Origin of the sequence: Rhodobacter sp. NSM (genome assembly GCF_052244495.1) — a bacterium.
GTDB lineage: Bacteria > Pseudomonadota > Alphaproteobacteria > Rhodobacterales > Rhodobacteraceae > Cereibacter_A.
Genome location: NZ_JBQPXH010000004.1, coordinates 349,184 through 363,939, shown reverse-complemented (window position 1 = coordinate 363,939; position 14,756 = coordinate 349,184). Strand labels below are relative to the sequence as shown.

The window sequence follows — 14,756 nt, the reverse complement described above, 5'->3', positions numbered from 1 at the left end:
ACGATTGAAACGGCTTCGGTCGACACTGACATCCACTGTGAGGAAGGTGTCCTCCACAAGAGACGTCCTCGCTCACCGGGGATCAAAGAACCGCTCTGCATCGGGCGGCAATCAGGAAGAGGTACGCATGAAAAAATCCGTTTTTCTCGGCACGCTGACCGTCGCGGGCCTTGCTGCCGGCCTTGCGTCGGCGGCGACGCTCGATGACGTGAAAGCGCGTGGCGAGCTGAATTGCGGTGTTTCGACCGGTCTGACCGGCTTTTCCTTGCCAGATGCCAACGGCAACTGGACCGGGTTCGACGTAGCACTCTGCCGCGCGGTCGCGGCGGCCGTCCTCAGCGACGGCACGAAGGTCAAGTTCGTGCCCACCACCGGCCAGACGCGCTTCACCGCGCTCGCCTCGGGCGAGGTCGACATGCTGGCCCGGAACTCGACCTGGACCTTCTCGCGCGACACGGACCTGAAACTCGATTTCGTCGGCGTCAACTACTATGACGGCCAAGGCTTCATGGTGCGCAAGGACCTCGGCGTGACCTCCGCCAAGGAACTCGACGGCGCCACCGTCTGCATCCAGACCGGCACCACGACCGAGCTGAACCTCGCCGACTGGTTCAAGGTGAACAACCTGAGCTACACGCCCGTCGCCGTCGAGACGAACGCGGAAGGCGAGCAGCAATACGCCGCCGGCGCCTGCGACGCCTACACGACGGACGCCTCGGGCCTTGCCGCCACCCGCGCGGCCTTCGCCGACCCGGAAAACCACATCATCCTTCCCGAGATCATCTCGAAAGAGCCGCTCGGGCCGGCTGTGCGGCATGGCGACAACGAATGGGCCGACATCGTCCGCTGGACGCTGAACGCCCTGATCGCGGCCGAGGAATACGGCGTGACCTCCGCCAACATGGAGGAACTGGCCGCCAACTCGCCGAACCCCGAGATCCGCCGCCTGCTCGGCGTCGAGGGCGACCTGGGCCAGATGATCCGCCTCGACAACGACTGGGCCAAGCGCGCCATCGCGGTTGCCGGCAACTACGGCGAGATCTTCGCTGCCACCATCGGCGAGGCAACCCCGATCGGCCTTGCCCGCGGCCTGAACGCACAATGGACGCAGGGCGGCCTGCTCTACGCTCCGCCGTTCCGCTGATCTGACGAGGGGCGCCCGATCCGGGCGCCCCTTCCACAACCTCCCGCCAGAAGCGGGGCAACAACGATCGGAAGCAAGGGGCGCAACGACGCCATCACGCCGGAACACCGGCCCTGCGATCCGAGCAATGGGGAATACTGCATGGCAAACGTCGCGGACGCGCCGAAGGAGTCCTTTCGGCTCAGCATGCTGCTTTACGATACGCGGTATCGTTCGCTGACCATCCAGGTCTTCGTGTTTTTCCTGTTCATGGCCGGAGCGGCGTGGCTGGTCGACAACACCATGCGCAACCTCGAGGCGCTGGGCAAGGACTTCGACTTCGGCTTCCTGTGGAACCGCGCGGGCTACGACATCAGCCAGCGGCTCGTGGACTACACCAACGACAGCACGCATGGCCGCGCCATGCTCGTGGGACTGCTGAACACGTTGCTCGTGGCGCTGCTGGGCTGCATCGCCGCAACGGTGATCGGCGTCGTGGTCGGTGTCCTGAGGCTGTCGAAGAACTGGCTCGTCGGGCGGCTGATGACCGTCTATGTCGAGGTGTTCCGCAACGTGCCGCTGCTGCTGTGGATCCTATTGATCTACGCCGTCTTCACCGAGGCCACGCCCGCACCGAACGCCTTCCGCCCGAACCCCGAGACGGGCCTCGCGGACCGGTCGATGTTCCTCGACGCGATCGCCGTGACCAACCGCTACACCGCCGTTCCGAACCCGGTCTTCAGCCGCGAGATCGGCTGGCTCGATCTCGGGCTGTTCTACGTCAACATGGACGTGCTGGCCGTCATCGCAGCCATCGTGCTCGGATGGTTCGTGAACCGCAGCGTCAAGGCCCGCGCCACCCGCATCCAGGAGGAGACGGGCGAGCGTCCGGCGACCTGGTGGTCCTCGCTGCTGCTGCTCGTCGGCCTTCCGGTCGCGGTCCTCGTGGCCCTGGGCTTCCACCTCGAGTTCCCGGAACTGCGCGGCTTCAACTTCGTCGGCGGCCTCAACGTCTCGAACTCCTTCATGGCGCTCTGGCTCGCGCTGTCGCTCTATACCGGGGCCTTCATCGCAGAGATCGTCCGCGCCGGCATCCTCGCGATCTCGCGCGGGCAGTCCGAGGCCGCCTTCGCGCTCGGCCTGCGCCCGGGCCGGACGATGAACCTCGTCATCCTGCCCCAGGCGCTCAGGGTCATCATCCCGCCGCTGATCTCGCAATATCTGAACCTGACGAAGAACTCGTCGCTGGCCATTGCCGTGGGCTACCTCGACCTCCGGGGCACGCTGGGGGGCATCACGCTGAACCAGACCGGGCGAGAGCTCGAATGCGTGCTGCTGATGATGCTGATCTATCTCGCCATCAGCCTCGTCATCTCGGCGGTGATGAACGTCTACAACTCGGCCGTGAAGCTGAAGGAGCGCTGAGATGAGCGATACTCACGCCCAGACGGTGCCCTTCGTCCGCGAGACCATGCTGCCGCCTGTCGCGCCGCCCACGAACGAGGCGGGCGTCATTCATTGGCTGCGCCGGAACCTCTTCTCGGGTCCGCTCAACATCGCCCTGACCCTGATCGGCGCATTCGCCATCTACTACATGCTGCACGGGATCGTGCCCTGGTTGATGCATTCGGTCTGGGCGGCGGACAACCTCGCGCAGTGCCGCCAGATCATCGCCGAGCGCTGGGGCGAAGGCGCCACCGGCGCCTGCTGGGCCGTGATCCGCGAGCGCTGGACGCAGTTCCTCTACGGGTTCTATCCGAACCACCTCTACTGGCGCCCCACCGCGACCTTCTTCCTGCTGTTCGTGGCCCTCGCGCCGGTGCTCTTCGCCTGGGTGCCGCGCAAGCTGATCTGGTTCAGCCTCGCCTATCCGTTCCTTGCCTTCTGGCTGCTCTGGGGCGGGTCGATCTTCCTGCCGCTGGTGGCTGCCGCGGGCTTCGGCATCGGCTTTCTTGCGTTCTCGCAGCTTCAGCGTTTCGGCGCCATCGCTGCGGCGGCCGGCGCCGTGCTGCTGCCGATCCTGTGGTGGCTCTTCCTTGCAGGCGACGTCTCGGCCGATCTGTCCGGTCTCGTAGGCCGCACGGCTCCACTCTGGCTCGAGCAGGTCCGGTCGGACAAGTTCGGCGGCTTCGTCCTCGCCGTGACCATCGGCGTCTCCGGCATCGTCCTCTCGCTGCCGCTCGGCATCGTGCTGGCGCTGGGGCGGCAATCGGACATGTTCCTGATCAAGAGCCTCTCGGTGTCCTTCATCGAGTTCATCCGGGGCGTGCCGCTGATCACGCTGCTCTTTACCGCCTCGCTCCTGCTGAACTACTTCCTGCCGCCGGGAACGACCTTCGACATCATCCTGCGCGTCATCATCATGGTGACGCTGTTCGCGGCGGCTTACATCGCCGAGGTGATCCGGGGAGGTCTTGCGGCACTGCCGCGCGGACAATACGAGGCCGCCGATGCGCTCGGCCTCGACTACTGGAAGGCGCAACGCCTCATCATCCTGCCGCAGGCGCTGAAGATCTCGATCCCCGGCATCGTCTCGACCTTCATCGGCATGTTCAAGGATACGACGCTGGTGGTCTTCGTGGGCCTGCTGGACCCCCTCAAGGGTATCACCGACGCGGTGCGCGCCTCGACCGACTGGAAGGGCATCTACTGGGAGCCCTACATCTTCGTCGGCCTGATCTTCTTCGCCTTCAACTTCGCCATGTCGCGCTACTCGATGCACCTCGAGCACCGGCTGAAGACCGACCACCGCTAGGAGCCCGCCCATGAACGAGGCCATCGAACGCAGCATCGACCGCAGCCACATGCTGGTGAGCGACGAGGTCGCCATCCAGATCAGCCAGATGAACAAGTGGTATGGCAGCTTCCACGTGCTCCGCGACGTGAACATGACCGTGCACAAGGGCGAGCGGATCGTGATCTGCGGCCCCTCCGGCTCAGGCAAGTCCACGCTGATCCGCTGCATCAACCGTCTGGAAGAGCATCAGTCCGGCCAGATCGTCGTGGACGGGATCGAACTCACATCGGACCTCAAGAACATCGACAAGGTGCGCTCCGAGGTCGGCATGGTGTTCCAGCACTTCAACCTCTTCCCGCATCTGACCATCCTCGAGAACTGCACCCTCGCGCCGATCTGGGTCCGCAAGACGCCCCGCAAGGAGGCCGACGAGGTGGCGATGCACTACCTGAAGAAGGTCAAGATCCCCGAGCAGGCGCACAAGTATCCCGGCCAGCTCTCGGGCGGCCAGCAGCAGCGCGTGGCCATCGCGCGGTCGCTCTGCATGAAGCCGCGAATCATGCTCTTCGACGAGCCGACCTCGGCGCTCGACCCCGAGATGATCAAGGAGGTGCTCGACACGATGATCGAACTCGCCGAGGAGGGGATGACCATGCTCTGCGTGACCCACGAGATGGGGTTCGCACAGGCCGTGGCGAACCGCGTGATCTTCATGGATCAGGGCCAGATCGTCGAGCAGAACGAGCCGGGCGAGTTCTTCCGCAACCCGAAGTCCGAGCGGACGAAGCTCTTCCTCAGCCAGATTCTCGGCCACTGAGCCGCGCCGGACCCATCTGCCGAATTCATGGGCGTCACCCTGAGGGGTGACGCCTTTTTCGTCCCGATGCCCGATCTTCGTGCAGGCGTGGCTTCCCGGTAAGGGCGCAGATGCGACGGCAGGTAAGGCCATGCCGACGTGGAAGGTTGGTATCGTTCCCCTGGGAGAAGCCTCGCCCGGCCCGCGAGGAGGGGACGGGCGCCCAGAGAAGGGACAAGCACACATGGCCAATATCACCTTCACCTCGCCGATCATGCACGGACCCAAGACGGTCTATGCCGTGGCCGGCGACACCAAGACGATTCTCGCCGTCGCCGAGGAGCACAAGATTCCGATCCCCTTCGAGTGCAAGGATGGCAACTGCGCCTCCTGCCTGATCGAGGTGACTTATGACGAGCCCTCGATGCGCAAGGGGATCACGCTCACAGAAAAGGAAAAGGCCAAGCTGCGCGAACTCGGCAAGATCTCCTCGAAGGAGATCGCTGACGCCGAGGTGCTCGACCTGCCGCCGCGCTACCGACTGGCCTGCCAGTTCATCGCGCGCGACGAAAACGTGACGGTGGCCTTCACCGGCGAACCCGGCGGCGCCTGAGGCGCCCGCAGGCCAGCATCGTGCGGGCGCCTCAGGCGCCTGCACGGGGGCCGAACCGCAGGCGCCTGAGGTCCGCTGCGCACGACGCCTGAGGCGCCCACGCGGAGGCTGGCCCGCGCCGCTTGACAGGACGACGGCGGCGCGGGATGAAACGACACGGCCCGCAGTCCCGGCAGGGCTTCGGGGCGAGAAAAGGCGCACGCGGCGATGGCGTCGCTGCGGGGAAGGCCAGGGCTTTCCAGCGCCGGCGGGGTTCGCCCCGTGTCCGTCCTGTACGCCGGGACTCTTGCGGGGTCCCCTGAACGCGGACCCCCTTCGATGAGGTCCGAGATGGAACGTCCCGAAAACTACCGCTTCCACAACGGCGAGAAGGCGTCCCTGCCCTTTGCGCCCGAGGAATACGAGGCCCGGCTCGAGGGTCTGCGCGACCTGATGGAGCTGCATTCGCTCGACGCCGTCGTGCTCACCTCGATGCACAACGTGGCCTATTACTCCGGCTTCCTCTACTGCTCGTTCGGGCGGCCCTATGCCTGCGTGGTGACGCCCACCGACTGCGTGACGGTCAGCGCCGGCATCGACGCGGGCCAGCCCTGGCGGCGGAGCGTCGGCGACAACATCACCTACACCGACTGGCAGCGCGACAACTTCTGGCGGACGGTCTCGCAGGTCACGGGCACCGGCCGTGCCATCGGCTGCGAGGCCGACCAACTGACCATGGTGCAGGCCGAGAAGCTGAACGCCTTCCTGAAGCCCAAGCGGGGCATGGATATCGCCCCCGGCACGATGGCGCAGCGCATGGTGAAATCTCCGGCCGAGATCGCGCTTATCCGCCACGGGGCGCAGGTGGCGGATGTGGGCGGCCACGCAATCCGCGACGCGATCCGCGAGGGCAGGGCCGAACTCGAGATCGCCATGGCGGGCCGCGACGCGATGGAGCGCGAGATCGCGAGCCGCTTTCCCGAAGCCGAATACCGCGACACCTGGGTCTGGTTCCAGTCGGGGCTGAACACCGACGGCGCACACAACCCGGTCACGAACCGGGTGCTCCGGCGTGGCGACATCCTCTCGCTCAACTGCTTCCCGATGATCTCGGGATATTACACGGCGCTCGAGCGGACGCTCTTCCTCGGCGAGGTGGACGAGGCCAGCCTGAAGATCTGGGAGGCGAATATCGCCGCCCACGAATACGGCATGTCGCTTCTGAAGCCCGGCGCCTCCTGCGCCGAGGTCACGACGAAGATCAACGCCTTCCTTTCCGAGCGCGACCTGCTGCGCTACCGGACCTTCGGCTACGGCCATTCCTTCGGGCTGCTTTCGCATTACTACGGCCGGGAGGCCGGGCTGGAACTGCGCGAGGACATCGACACGGTGCTCGAACCGGGGATGGTGATCTCGATGGAGCCCATGCTGACGCTGCCCGAAGGCCAGCCCGGCGCAGGCGGCTACCGCGAGCACGACATCCTCGTCATCACCGAGGAGGGCAACGAGAACATCACCGGCTATCCCTACGGTCCCGGCTTCAACGTCGTCGGCTGACGTCACCGAACCGTCATCCGCCTGTCGCGCGGCCTTCGCGAAAGCGGGCCATCCCTCGGTCAAAACGTCCAGAGGGGTGGTCCATGAACCTGAAACTTGCCGGTATGACCTCGGTCCTTGCGCTGGCCGCGGCGCCGCCGGCGCTGGCCGAGACCAGCTTCAACCGCATCGCGACCTTCGCCACGACCGCCAACATGGCCGAGGGCGAGGATCTCTCGCGCAGCACCTCGGCCGAGATCATCTCGGTGTCCGAGGACGGGATGACGCTGATCTACACCGACAGCCCCCTGGGCGTGGTGGGCCTGATCGACATCACCGACCCCGAGGCACCGAAGCCGCTCGGCAACATAGACATGGGCGGAGAGCCCACCACCGCGGTGATCGCGGGCGACCGCGCCTTCGTCGCCGTCAACACGTCCGAGAGCCATGCCAACCCGTCGGGCAAGCTCGTGACGGTGGATCTCGAGAGCCGCAAGGAAACGGGCACCTGCGATCTCGGCGGCCAGCCGGATTCGGTCGCCAAGGCACCAGATGGCTCGTTCCTCGCCATCGCGATCGAGAACGAGCGCGACGAGGAGGTGAACGACGGCGCACTGCCGCAGATGCCGGCGGGCTTCCTCGTGAAGCTGCCGCTTGAAGGCGGCGAGGCCGATTGCGGCGCCCTGCAGAAGATCGACCTGACCGGCCTTGCGGGCACTGCGCCGGAGGACCCGGAACCCGAGTTCGTCTCGATCAACGAGGCGGGCGAGATCGCCCTCACGCTGCAGGAGAACAACGAGATCGTCCTCGTCGGCGTCGATGGAACCGTGAGCCACTTCCCGGCGGGCACGGCCGACCTCGAGGGGATCGACACGAAGAAGGATGGCCGCCTCTCCTTCACCGACAGCCAGCAGGGTCGCCTGCGCGAGCCCGACGGCCTCAAGTGGATCGGGACCGATCACGTCGCCACCGCCAACGAGGGCGACTGGCAGGGCGGTGCGCGCGGCTGGACGATCTTCGCGCGGGACGGCAGCGTGGTCTGGGATTCGGGCGCGGACCTCGAGCGGGCAATCGCCGCCATCGGCCACTATCCCGAGCACCGCTCGAAGTCGAAGGGCGTCGAGATCGAATCGGTCGAGGTCGCGACCTTCGACGGCACACCCATGGCCTTCGTCGTCTCGGAGCGTGCCTCGGTCGTGGCGGTCTACGACCTGACCGACATCGCGGCGCCGCGGCTCCTGCAGCTTCTTCCCTCGGGCATCTCGCCGGAGGGGGTGGTGGCGATCCCCGACCGGAACCTCCTCGTCACCGCCAACGAGGCCGACCTGCGCGAGGACGGCGGCGCACCCGCCCATGTCATGATCTACCGGCTGGGCGAGGGGGCCGCGGCCTATCCGACGATCACCTCGGAGGGCAGCGATCCGCTGATCGGCTGGGGGGCCCTCTCCGCGCTCGCCGGCGACCCGCAGGTGCCGGGCACGCTCTGGGCGGTGTCGGACAGCGTCTATTCGATGGCCCCCACGATCTTCCGCATCGACGCCACGGCGACGCCCGCGCGGATCACCGACGCAATCCCCGTGACCCGCATGGGCGCGCCCGCGCAGAAGCTCGACCTCGAGGGGATCACCCCGGACGGCGAGGGCGGCTTCTGGCTCGCCTCGGAAGGCAATGCCGCCAAGCTCGTGCCGCATGCACTCTACCACGTCGACGGCAAGGGGCGCATCGACGAGGAGATCCCGTTCCCGGCCGAACTGCTGGCGGGCGAGACGCGCTTCGGCCTCGAGGGCATCGCCAAGATCGGCGACCGGCTCTGGATGGCGGTGCAGCGCGAGTGGAAGGACGACCCGAAGGGGCAGGTGAAGCTGCTGTCCTATGACCTCTCGGACGAAAGCTGGGGCGCGGTGCGCTATCCGCTCGACACGCCGGCCGAAGGGGCCTGGATGGGCCTCTCCGAGCTCACCGTCCACGACGACTGGGTCTGGTTCATCGAGCGCGACAACCGCGTGGCCGACGGGGGCGCCACCAAGCAGCTGACCCGCGTGGCCCTGTCCGAACTCGAGCCCGCGCCGCTGGGCGGCGACCTGCCGGTGGTGACGAAGGAGGTCGTCCGCGATCTCGTGCCCGAGTTGAAGCAACTCCACGGCTACATCGCCGACAAGGTCGAGGGCTTCGCCTTCGATGCGGCGGGCGAGGCCTTCCTCGTCACCGACAACGACGGCACCGACGATTCCTCGGGCGAGACGCTGTTCTGGAAGGTCGGCGCGCTGGATTGACCGCTCCGGGGCGGGCGTATGCGCCCGCCCCGCCGCACATCAGCGGAGCGGCCGTGGGGCCGCTCTCAGCGCGCGAGGCGCAAGCGGTTTGACCCGCTCCTGAGCCATCTCGCCAATCCGCGGCCTCCCCCCGCGCGAGGCGTCAACGGACGGTAGCGAGGATATGGTGCCGGTCAACGCGGCTGCTCCCCGCGCGCGAGGCGTCAACGCCAAATGAAGACAGCTCGCGTCACCGCGCGAGGCGCAAGCCGGGACCGCCATCCCCCGCAATGCTCAGGCGCGGGCTGCTCGCCGCGTGTGAGGCACGCGCGCCAGCACCCGCCTGTCTGCCGTCATCGGATCAAGGCTGTCCCACATCAGACGGCCGTTCGGCCGGCCGAAGTGATCCCCTTGCGCCACGCTTCCGCCTTTCCTGACCCGCAGGACTTGACGGAGCGGCACGGGGCATGTCCGATCTTCTTCAATTTCCGCCACAAAGATGGGTTGACCGTGACCGGCCGCATTCTCTCCTACGCGCTGATGGCGCTTCTGCCCCTTCTCGCCGCCTGCGCGCAGGCGCCTTCCGCGCCGACGCCCCCGCCGGAGCATCCGCTGTATCCCGGAATTCAGGACGGCGAATTCTTCATTCAGCCGGTGCCAGTCCGCTACCTCACGCCCGAGACGGTGCGGCAGGAGGTGGTCTACACTGGCCCGGAGCGGCCGGGAACCATCGTGGTCGACAGCTTCGCCCGGCGGCTCTACTACGTGCTCGAGGACGGTCGCGCCATGCGCTATGCCATTGCCGTCGGCCGCGCGGGTCTCGCCTTCCGCGGCGGTGCCACCGTGCAGCGGAAGCGCGAATGGCCGTCGTGGCAGCCCACGGCCAACATGATCCGAACCCAGCCGGAAATGTATGCGCCTTATGCGGCCGGGCTGCCGGGCGGGCTCGAGAACCCGCTGGGCGCGCGGGCGCTCTACCTCTACCGGGGTGGGCGCGACACCATGTTCCGCATCCACGGGACCGTGCAGAACGCCTCGATCGGGCATGCGACCTCGGCGGGCTGCATCCGGCTCTTCAATCAGGATGCGATCGATCTCTACAATCGCGTGAGTCTCGGCACTCCTGTCAAGGTGCGGACCGAGGACGACTCGCTGCGCCTCGAGGGACCGGTGCATGACGACGCTTACGGTCGCATCGCGATGGGACCGACCGAGCCGCTGACGGCAGAAGAGCAGATCCTGCTTTCGGGCGTCCCGGCCTCCGCCCGCTGAGACGGCCGATCCGTCGCGGACCGAAGCCGGAGTTGACGGGAGCGGGCTGCGTCCCGCCCCGCAGTCCCGTGATGCCTTGCAGGAGCACCTTCAGGGCGTTCGGCGCGGTGCCGCCGCGCGCTCTCGGGTGCAGGGCCGACGACCGCCATCGCCCATCCCGTTGAAGAAGATGCCTTCCCCCGGACGCTTGCCTTCTGGCCCTTCCGGCAGTTGGCCATTATACCCGGTGCCGACGTTCCTCTGGGAGGAGACCAGACCGATGAGCGTGAACAGCTCCGCCCGCCCCGTGATGGCGGCCGACATCCTGGCGCGGAAGGGCGGCGAGCCGCTCGTCTGCCTTACCGCCTACACCACGCCGATGGCCCGCCTCGTCGATGCGCATTGCGACATCACGCTGGTGGGCGACAGCCTCGGCATGGTCGTCCACGGCCTGCCCACGACGCTGGGCGTGACGATGGAGATGATGATCCTCCACGGCCAGGCGGTCGCGCGCGGCACCTCGCGCGCGATGCTGGTGATCGACATGCCCTTCGGCAGCTACGAGGAGAGCCCGGCGCAGGCCTTCGCCAATGCCCGCCGCCTGATGGCCGAGACCGGCTGCGCGGCGGTCAAGCTCGAGGGCGGGCGGCACATGGCCGCGACGATCCGATTCCTCGTCGAGCGCGGCATCCCGGTCATGGCGCATATCGGCCTCACCCCGCAGGCGGTGAATGCGCTTGGCGGCTACAAGGTTCAGGGCCGCGGCGAGGATGCCGAGCGGGTGATGGAGGATGCGGTGGCGGTCGCCGAGGCGGGTGCCTTCTCGGTCGTGCTCGAGAAGGTGCCGGACGGACTTTCCCGGCGCATCACCCAGCGCGTGGCGATCCCGACCATCGGCATCGGCGCCTCGGCCTCCTGTGACGGACAGGTGCTGGTGCTGGACGACATGCTGGGTCTCTTTACCGATTTCCGGCCGAAGTTCGTCAAGCGCTTCGGCGAGCTTGGCCGGTCTGCCGACGAGGCCATCGCCGCCTATGCGGCCGAGGTCCGGTCCCGCAGCTTTCCCGCGCCCGAGCACGTTTTCCCCGACGAGGTGAAGGGGAAGCAGCCGTGACACCCGCGATCCTGCGGACGGTGGCCGAGCTCCGCGCCCGCGTCTCGGACTGGAAGGCGGCGGGCGGCACGGTGGGGGTCGTGCCGACGATGGGCGCGCTGCACGAGGGGCACCTGAGCCTCGCGCGCCGCGCCCGCACCGCCTGCGACCGGGTGATCGTGACGGTCTTCGTGAACCCGAAGCAGTTCAACAACCCGGCCGATCTCGAGAAATATCCCCGGACCGAGGCGCAGGACGCGGCCCTTCTGGCCGGGGTGGGGGTGGATGCGATCTTCGCCCCGGCGCCCGACGAGGTCTATCCCCGCGGCTTCGCCACCAGTGTCTCGGTTTCCGGTGTCAGCGAGCCGCTGGAGGGCGCACACCGGCCGGGCCATTTCGACGGGGTGGCGACGGTGGTGGCGAAGCTCTTCGGCATGACCCGCGCTGACCGCGCCTTCTTCGGCGAGAAGGACTGGCAGCAGCTCATGGTGGTCCAGCGGTTGGTGGCCGACCTGAACATCCCCATCGCCGTCGAGGGTTGCCCGACCGTGCGTGAGGCGGACGGCCTCGCCATGTCCTCGCGCAACGTCCGCCTCTCGCCCGAGGGCCGCGCGCAGGCGCCAGCGCTCTGCCGTGCGATGGTTGCGGCGGCCGCAGAGATGCGGGCCGGCGTGCCGGTGGCCCGGGCGCTGGAGACGGCGCGGGCCGAGGTTCTCGCGGCGGGCTTCGACACGGTGGACTATCTCGAACTGCGCAGCGCGGACCTCCTCCTGCCGCTTGAGCGGCTCGAGGGCGAGGGACGGCTTCTGGCCGCGGCCACGCTGGAGGGCGTGAGACTGATCGACAACATCGCCGTCTGACGGCGTTCCACGGCTTCCGCTTCGGCCGGAAGAGGCCGCCATGCCTGCGGCCTCTCCCTGTGCGGGGAGCCGCCTGGGCCGTGGCGTCTGCCGCGCGGCCGGACCCTTGCGAGCTAACGGTCGAGCAGGTCTGCAAGCACCAGCGCCATGACCTTGGCGCTGTCGAGCATGTCCCCGATGCCCACCCACTCGTCCGGCTGGTGCGCGAGGTGCAGCAGCCCCGGCCCGTAGGCGATGCAGTTCTTCAGCCTGCCGATGCGGTCGATGTGCTTCTGGTCGTAGGTGCCGGGCGAGACGACGTATTCCGCCTGCCGCGCAAGCACGCGCTCGATGGCGGCAGCGGTCGAGCGCACGACAGGCGCATCCTGCTCGGTCATGACCGGCTGCACCTCGAAGAGGTCGCGGATCTCGAACGCAAATCCGGGGCGGGTCTCGGCGAGACGGGCCGCGAGGTCGTGCAGCTCGGCCTTCACCTGCGGCAGGTCCTCCTCGATCAGGAAGCGCCGGTCGATCACGATCCGGCACCGGTCGGCCACGCAGGGCGCGGGCAGGCCGGTATAGCCCGGCTCGGGTTCGGGTTCGCCGCCATGGATCGAGTTGATGTTGAGCGTCGACTGCCGCGCGCCCTCGGGCGTTACCGGCATGGCGGTGGTGCGGCCGGCGAGCAGCGGATAGAGCCGCGCCTCGATCTCGGACAGCAGCGCGCTCATGTGCCGGATCGCGCTGTCGCCGAGGAAAGGCATCGAGCCATGGGCGATCCGGCCCTTTGTCTCGACCTCGGCCCACCAGACGCCGCGATGGCCGAGGCAGATCCGGTCCTTGTGCAGCGGCTCGGGGATCAGCACATGCTGGACATGGGCGAAGCGTCCCTGCTCGGCAAGATGGGCCACCCCGCCGAAGCCGCCCGATTCCTCGTCGGCGGTGGCCGAGATCTCGACACTTCCGGCGAAATCGGGGCAGGCGGCGAGGAAGGCCTCGGCCGCGATGACCGAGGCGGCGAGCCCGCCCTTCATGTCGCAGGCGCCACGGCCATAGAGGCGGTCGCCCTCCACCGTGGCCCCGAACGGGTCGCGGGTCCAGCCATGGCCCACCTCGACCACGTCGTGGTGCGAGTTGAAATGCACGCAGTCGCCCGGCCGCGGACCCTCGCGTCGCGCGATCAGGTTCCAGCGCGGATGCGTGTCGGAGTCGCCCGGCGCGCCGGTGGCGCGCACAAGCTCGACCTCGAAGCGGGGCGAGAGCCGTGCCTCCAGCATCTCGCAGATCTCGCGGTAGTTCCGGCCGGGCGGGTTCAGGGTGGGGATGCGCACGAGATCCTGCGCCAGCGCGACCAGATCGGCGCGGCGGACCTCGACTTCGGCGATCAGGCGGCTGTCGTCCATCCTGTCACAGTGCCCCGCCCGCCGCCCGAGGGCAACAGCGCGGCCTTCTGCCAGCTACCGCGACGATTGGCCCCGCGCTAGAAGGGCGCGGCGGCCCCCTCGGCCGGAAGGAGAGTGCGATGATCCTCGGATTCCTGCGCGTGGCGCTGATCGGTGCCGTGGTGCTGACGGTCTTCTACGCCCTGCTGTCCATCTACTCCCGCTCGCTCAGACGCGAGGCGCTGGAGAAGGAGTATGACGCTGGCTATGGCGATGGCGCGCGCGAGGCCTATATCGAGGCAGGCATGAGGAAGTACGAGAAGGGCTTGCGGAAGAAGCTGATCCTGCTCGTCTACATCGTGCCGGCCATTATCTTCACGGTCGTGTTCTGGACCCTGAATTACTCGTGAGGTTGTCATGCGTTATCTGAAATGGGCTCTTCTGGCGCTGGGAGCAGTCCTTGTCCTGTCGGTGCTGCACTATAACCTGCCGCGGCACGACGTGGTGCGGATCGTTGGCACCAACATCCAGCGCATCGATCCGGGCGACACGCAGGTCTTCGGCACCCTGAACTCCGGCGCGGATTCGCAGCCCGGAGCAACCTTCGGCAACGTGATCTACGCGATCTTCCCGGACGGGACGCCGATGGTCTATCGCAACGAGGACACCGAATGGGGCTGGCCGCCCTACTTCAAGTTCAACAGCTCGGACATCCAGGCCAAGGCCGAGGACCTGACCTCGACGGCCGCCGACCCGACCTGGGTGGTCGTGACCCGCTACGGCTGGCGGGTCCAGCTCATGAGCATGTTCCCCAACGCGGTGAAGCTGCGTCCGGTGGACAGCCCCGAGGTTTCCGTGATCCCCTGGTTCAACATCTTCTTCTTCATCGTTCTGGGCGGGCTGCTGATCCTCGTGCGCGGCATGTGGATGCAGTTCCGCGAACGCACGATCGATCCTGCGCTCGAGGACATGGGAGACGCATGGGACCGCGAGTCGGGGATGGCGCGCAAGCGCACCCGCACCAACGTGGGCCGGTTCAAGGCCTGGATGCGCTCGCTGAAAAGCTAGCCCGCGCCGTCGTGGTGCGACCGGGGGCCGATGGCCGCGCGGCGCAAGCTCATCGGGCACGACGCGCGGTGCACCCTGAAAGACAAG

The 14,756-nt window shown here is 67.5% G+C and carries 13 protein-coding genes; 12 read left to right on the top strand and 1 reads right to left on the bottom strand.

What is annotated here, in order from left to right; translation table 11 throughout:
- The first annotated feature begins 127 nt into the window (after positions 1–127).
- The 10 genes from ACTVZP_RS11440 to panC all read left to right on the top strand — a co-directional run bounded on the left by ACTVZP_RS11440 (position 128) and on the right by panC (position 12,240).
- A complete protein-coding gene (locus tag ACTVZP_RS11440; RefSeq protein WP_443212278.1) occupies positions 128–1,144 on the top strand; it encodes an amino acid ABC transporter substrate-binding protein in 1,017 nt (338 codons plus the stop codon).
- A 141-nt stretch (positions 1,145–1,285) separates the two neighbouring features.
- Complete coding sequence (locus ACTVZP_RS11435; protein ID WP_443212277.1) at positions 1,286–2,548, top strand: amino acid ABC transporter permease; 1,263 nt, start codon at positions 1,286–1,288, stop codon at positions 2,546–2,548.
- 1 nt (position 2,549) lies between these two features.
- Positions 2,550–3,878 (top strand): ABC transporter permease subunit, encoded by a 1,329-nt coding sequence (locus ACTVZP_RS11430; RefSeq protein ID WP_443212276.1) that lies wholly within the window; start codon positions 2,550–2,552, stop codon positions 3,876–3,878.
- A gap of 10 nt (positions 3,879–3,888) precedes the next feature.
- Positions 3,889–4,677, top strand: coding sequence for an amino acid ABC transporter ATP-binding protein (locus ACTVZP_RS11425; protein ID WP_443212275.1), 789 nt, complete (start codon positions 3,889–3,891; stop codon positions 4,675–4,677).
- 223 nt (positions 4,678–4,900) lie between these two features.
- Positions 4,901–5,269, top strand: coding sequence for a 2Fe-2S iron-sulfur cluster-binding protein (locus tag ACTVZP_RS11420; RefSeq protein WP_443212274.1), 369 nt, complete (start codon positions 4,901–4,903; stop codon positions 5,267–5,269).
- A 330-nt stretch (positions 5,270–5,599) separates the two neighbouring features.
- Positions 5,600–6,805, top strand: a complete 1,206-nt coding sequence (locus ACTVZP_RS11415) for a M24 family metallopeptidase (RefSeq protein ID WP_443212273.1) — start codon at positions 5,600–5,602, stop codon at positions 6,803–6,805.
- An 83-nt stretch (positions 6,806–6,888) separates the two neighbouring features.
- The gene (locus tag ACTVZP_RS11410; protein ID WP_443212272.1) at positions 6,889–9,057 is read left to right on the top strand and encodes an esterase-like activity of phytase family protein; all 2,169 of its coding nucleotides are present in this window, start codon (positions 6,889–6,891) and stop codon (positions 9,055–9,057) included.
- 519 nt (positions 9,058–9,576) lie between these two features.
- The gene (locus ACTVZP_RS11405) at positions 9,577–10,308 is read left to right on the top strand and encodes a L,D-transpeptidase (protein ID WP_443212311.1); all 732 of its coding nucleotides are present in this window, start codon (positions 9,577–9,579) and stop codon (positions 10,306–10,308) included.
- A 259-nt stretch (positions 10,309–10,567) separates the two neighbouring features.
- Positions 10,568–11,401: a 3-methyl-2-oxobutanoate hydroxymethyltransferase gene (gene panB, locus ACTVZP_RS11400; protein WP_443212271.1), complete on the top strand. Its 834-nt coding sequence runs from the start codon at positions 10,568–10,570 to the stop codon at positions 11,399–11,401.
- Positions 11,398–12,240, top strand: coding sequence for a pantoate--beta-alanine ligase (gene panC, locus ACTVZP_RS11395; protein WP_443212270.1), 843 nt, complete (start codon positions 11,398–11,400; stop codon positions 12,238–12,240). The genes panB and panC overlap by 4 nt, the downstream gene beginning before the upstream one ends.
- A gap of 113 nt (positions 12,241–12,353) precedes the next feature.
- On the opposite strand, the gene ACTVZP_RS11390 is transcribed toward panC, so the two are convergent.
- Positions 12,354–13,622 (bottom strand): acetylornithine deacetylase/succinyl-diaminopimelate desuccinylase family protein, encoded by a 1,269-nt coding sequence (locus ACTVZP_RS11390; RefSeq protein WP_443212269.1) that lies wholly within the window; start codon positions 13,620–13,622, stop codon positions 12,354–12,356.
- Positions 13,623–13,741: 119 nt separating this feature from the next.
- Between ACTVZP_RS11390 and ACTVZP_RS11385 the strand changes: the two genes are divergently transcribed.
- Positions 13,742–14,011 (top strand): hypothetical protein, encoded by a 270-nt coding sequence (locus tag ACTVZP_RS11385; protein ID WP_443212268.1) that lies wholly within the window; start codon positions 13,742–13,744, stop codon positions 14,009–14,011.
- 7 nt (positions 14,012–14,018) lie between these two features.
- Positions 14,019–14,669 (top strand): DUF1523 family protein, encoded by a 651-nt coding sequence (locus tag ACTVZP_RS11380; protein WP_443212267.1) that lies wholly within the window; start codon positions 14,019–14,021, stop codon positions 14,667–14,669.
- The last annotated feature ends 87 nt before the right edge of the window (positions 14,670–14,756 follow it).